At 71.1% G+C, this 3,619-nt stretch carries 1 protein-coding gene; it reads right to left on the reverse strand.

Translation table 11 applies throughout. The annotated features are described in order from the left end of the window. A partial coding sequence (locus AB0J09_RS59270) for a carboxyl transferase domain-containing protein (RefSeq protein WP_360712283.1) occupies positions 1-3,619 on the reverse strand: 3,619 nt, incomplete at both ends.

The raw sequence follows: 3,619 nt of genomic DNA on the forward strand, positions 1-3,619 counted from the left end.
GGCCTCCAGGTCCCGCACGCGCGGGTCGGCCGCGGTCCGGGCGTTGACCTCGCTGGTGAACACCACGGCGGCGGCGGGGGCGCCACCGAGCACCGAGGCGAACGAGCCCTCCAGGGCGAGCACGGTCATGTTCGGGTTGAGTGCCTTGGAGAACACCACGAATGCGCCGCCGTGGTACCGCGAGATCACGCAGAACACGATGGGCCCGCGGAAGTTCACGATCGCGCGGCCGATCTCGGCGCCGTACTCCAGCTGCAGCTTGCGCATGGACTCCGGTGAGCCGTCGAAGCCCGACAGGTTCGCCAGCACCACCAGCGGCCGGTTGCCGCTGGCCGCGTTGATCGCTCTGGCGGCTTTCTTCGACGACCGCGGGAACAGCGTGCCCGCGGTGTAGGTGTCCGGGCCGTCGGTGGGCGGGAAGCCGCGCCGCGGCACCGCCCGTGACTCGATGCCGAGCAGGCACACGGGCATGCCGCCGAGATGTACGTCCTGCACGACCGCGGTCTCCGCGTCGGCCATGCCCGCCCAGCGTTCGAGCACCGGGTGGTCCTGGTCGGACAGCGCTCGCATCACGGTCCGGATGTCGAACGGTTTCTTGCGGTCCGGGTTGGCCGCGGTGGAGAAGATCTCGCCGACGGTGGCGAAGTCGCTGCCCTCGACGGCATGCGGGAAGTCGGAGATGTCGCGGTCGACGGGGTCGGTGGTCTCCGCCCGCCGCGGCGCGTGCTCGCCGGGTGCGATGTAGGTGTGGTCGTAGTGCGACATCAGCACGTCCCGGGCGGCGGCCAGGTTCGGCGCCCAGTACTGCGCCTGTCCGTTCGGTCCCATCACCCGGTCGTAGCCGCCGATGCCGAAGTTGTCCTCGGCCGACACGCCACCGGAGAAGTCGAGCGACTGCTTGCCGGTGAGCACCATCGCCGAGTCGGGCGTCATCACCAGGATGCCCTTGGTGTGCATGAGCATCGTCGCCTCGGCGTTCCAGTACGGCTGAGCGCCGACGTTGATGCCCGCGACCACGATGTTGATCTCGCCGCCGTCCTGGGTGAACTCGACGATCCGCTTGAGCGCCGCGGCCACCCAGTCCATGTTCTCCGTGCCCGACGCCATCGAGATCCGGGCGCCGGCCGACAACGCGTACCACTCCAGTGGTACCCGCATCCGCTCGGCCAGGTCCATCGCGGCGATCACGCGGCGGCATTCCGGCTCGGACAGCGCACCGAGCGCCTTTGTGGGGTCGCCGAGCAGCACGACCCTGGTGACGCCCTGCGGGTGCCGCCGGGTCGGCGTGGTGACCACACCTGCGACAATCGCCGCGGTGTTATGCCCCTTCGGCCGGTCGACCGGGACCAGTGTGTGGTCGTCGTCGAGGTCGTGTTCGGCGAAGTCGCCGAGCAGGCCGGTCAGCTCGTACGGGTAGACCGTGTTGCGGCTGCTCGCGCGCAGCACCTTCTGCCGGTAGTCGTCGATGGGCTCGATCGGCTCGTTCGACGGCTCGCCGACGGTCACCTGGGTGCCGCCGGTGGCGTCGAGAGAGATGCGCACGGCGATCTTGGTCAGCTCGCCGGTCTCCCTGTTGCGCTGCCGCGCGATGAACAGGGTCTCCTCCAGTCCGGCGCCCGCGGTGGTCGGCAGCACGCGCCGGGCGATCATCTCGATCTCCGCGTGGGTGATGTTGCTGGGCGGCCAGACGTAGATCACGATCCGGTTGGTGTTGAGGCGTTTGTTCGACGGTCGCCGCGACTGCGCGCGGCGGATCGAGTCGACGCAGGCGGCGATGGTGTCCTCCGCCGTCGGCAGCGCGACCAGCCTGCCGTCGTGGTCACGCAGCTCGGTCAGGTCGCGCACCTGCGCGAACGCGACGAGACGGTCGTCGGAGGGGTTCTCCCGCGCCACGCACTGGAAGAGGTAGACCTCCTCGTCCGATGACGGGAGCCGGGTGAGGTCGAACTTGCTCAGCCGTTCCAGCTGCATGCGCTCAGCGATGTAGGGGTGCAGGCCGCGGATCAGCCGCTGCTCGGTCATCCCGGTGGCCGACGGGCGGAAGGTGAAGTGGTGGTGCATCACCGCTCCGCCGCGGCCCGCGACGGTGGCGGTGATTCTGCGGACCTGGTTGGGCAGTGGGTGCGCGCTGACGATCTCGAGCAGGGCGGCCGCCATCGCGTCGGAGTCCTCCGGCTGCCTCTCCCAGGCGAGATAGATGTCGGCGTCGATGGCGTTCTCGCCGCCGGCCAGCTCCGCGAGCCCGCGCAGCGCGCTGCCCAGCGTCTCGAAGCTCACCGCGGAGGAGACTAGGCACGAGCCCGCGCGCTCGGCGATCAGGAACGTGCAGCCCGCGACCTCGCTGGTGCGGACGCCGGTGAGGCCCTTGTTGCCGTAGTAGCGCCGGGTCAGCACTTCCAGCATGACCGCGTTGTCCAGGTCGTCGCGGACGAGGCGCTGGCCGAGCAGGCGGACCAGTGGCTCGGTGCTGCGTACCATCTCGGCGATGCGTTCGGCGCGGTCCGGCACGTCCGGGTGCGCGTCGAGGTGGCGCAGGTGCTTGCGGACGCCGGCGTAGACCTGGGCGCGGTTGCGGCGCAGCAGCGGCCGGCCGAACCAGGCGAACACCACGCCGCGCGCGAGGTCGGAGACCACGGGGAAGCGGACCTGCGTGGCGGCCAGCAGCCGTTCGAGCGCGAGGCCGGCAGGCTCGCGCAGCGCCTCGTCCGGCGGCGGCTCCCGCAGCCAGGTGCGCAGCAATGTCGCGACAAGCGTGGCGTCGGTGGACGCGCGTTGCTGGGCCAGGAAGATCCGGAACACCGCGGCCTCGAGCTCGCCGGAGCGCTCCAGCTCGGTGACACCGTAGTGCCCGAGCGCTTTGGCGAGCTTGGCCTGGAATGTCTTGGGCAGCCCGGCCCGCTCGACGTCGAGGCTCTGCAGGTAGGTGTGGAAGTACTCGCGTGGGCTGTGCACGTGGCCGCCGCCGTCCTCGCCCGCCGGCCGGTTGCGGCTCAGCTCGGCCAGGTCGGCGAACGCCTCGATGAGTTCGAGCTCCTCGGCCAGCGGCCGGTTGCCGTCCTCGATGACCGTACGGCGCGCGGCGAGGTAGTCGTCGAGCACCCGGCGTTCGTCGTGCGGGTCGAGGTCGAAGCCCAGCAGCAGGCTGCGCAGGTCCTCCTGGCCGCGCGTGGTGCGCTCCCGCGCCGGGATCGTCCCGGGCGCGGCGGGCAGGTCCAGCTCGACGGACCCGGCGGCCGAGGCGTCCTCGGCTTCGGCGGCATCGCCGGCCAGCGGCTCCAGCCGCAGCAGCGGCGCACCGCTCTCCACCTGGCTGCCTACGGACACGGCGCATTCCTTCAGCCGCGCCTTGAACGGCGCCCGCAGCACCGTCTCCATCTTCATGCTCTCCAGCACGAGTACCGGCGCGCCCGCCTCGACCTCGGCGCCGACCTTCACCGGTGTGGCGACGACCAGCGCGGGCGCGGGGGAGCGGACGACGCCGCCCTCGTCGCGGCTGACCCGGTGCGTGACGCCGTCCACTTCGACCAGGTGGATGGGCCCGTGTGTGCCGGTGAGGAGGCGGTATCGGACGCCGTTGACGATGATCTGCCCGGTGTGCCGGTCGAAGCGGTCGAGATCG

The sequence above is a fragment of the Nonomuraea sp. NPDC049784 genome (assembly GCF_040659615.1).
Taxonomy (GTDB): Bacteria; Actinomycetota; Actinomycetes; order Streptosporangiales; family Streptosporangiaceae; genus Nonomuraea.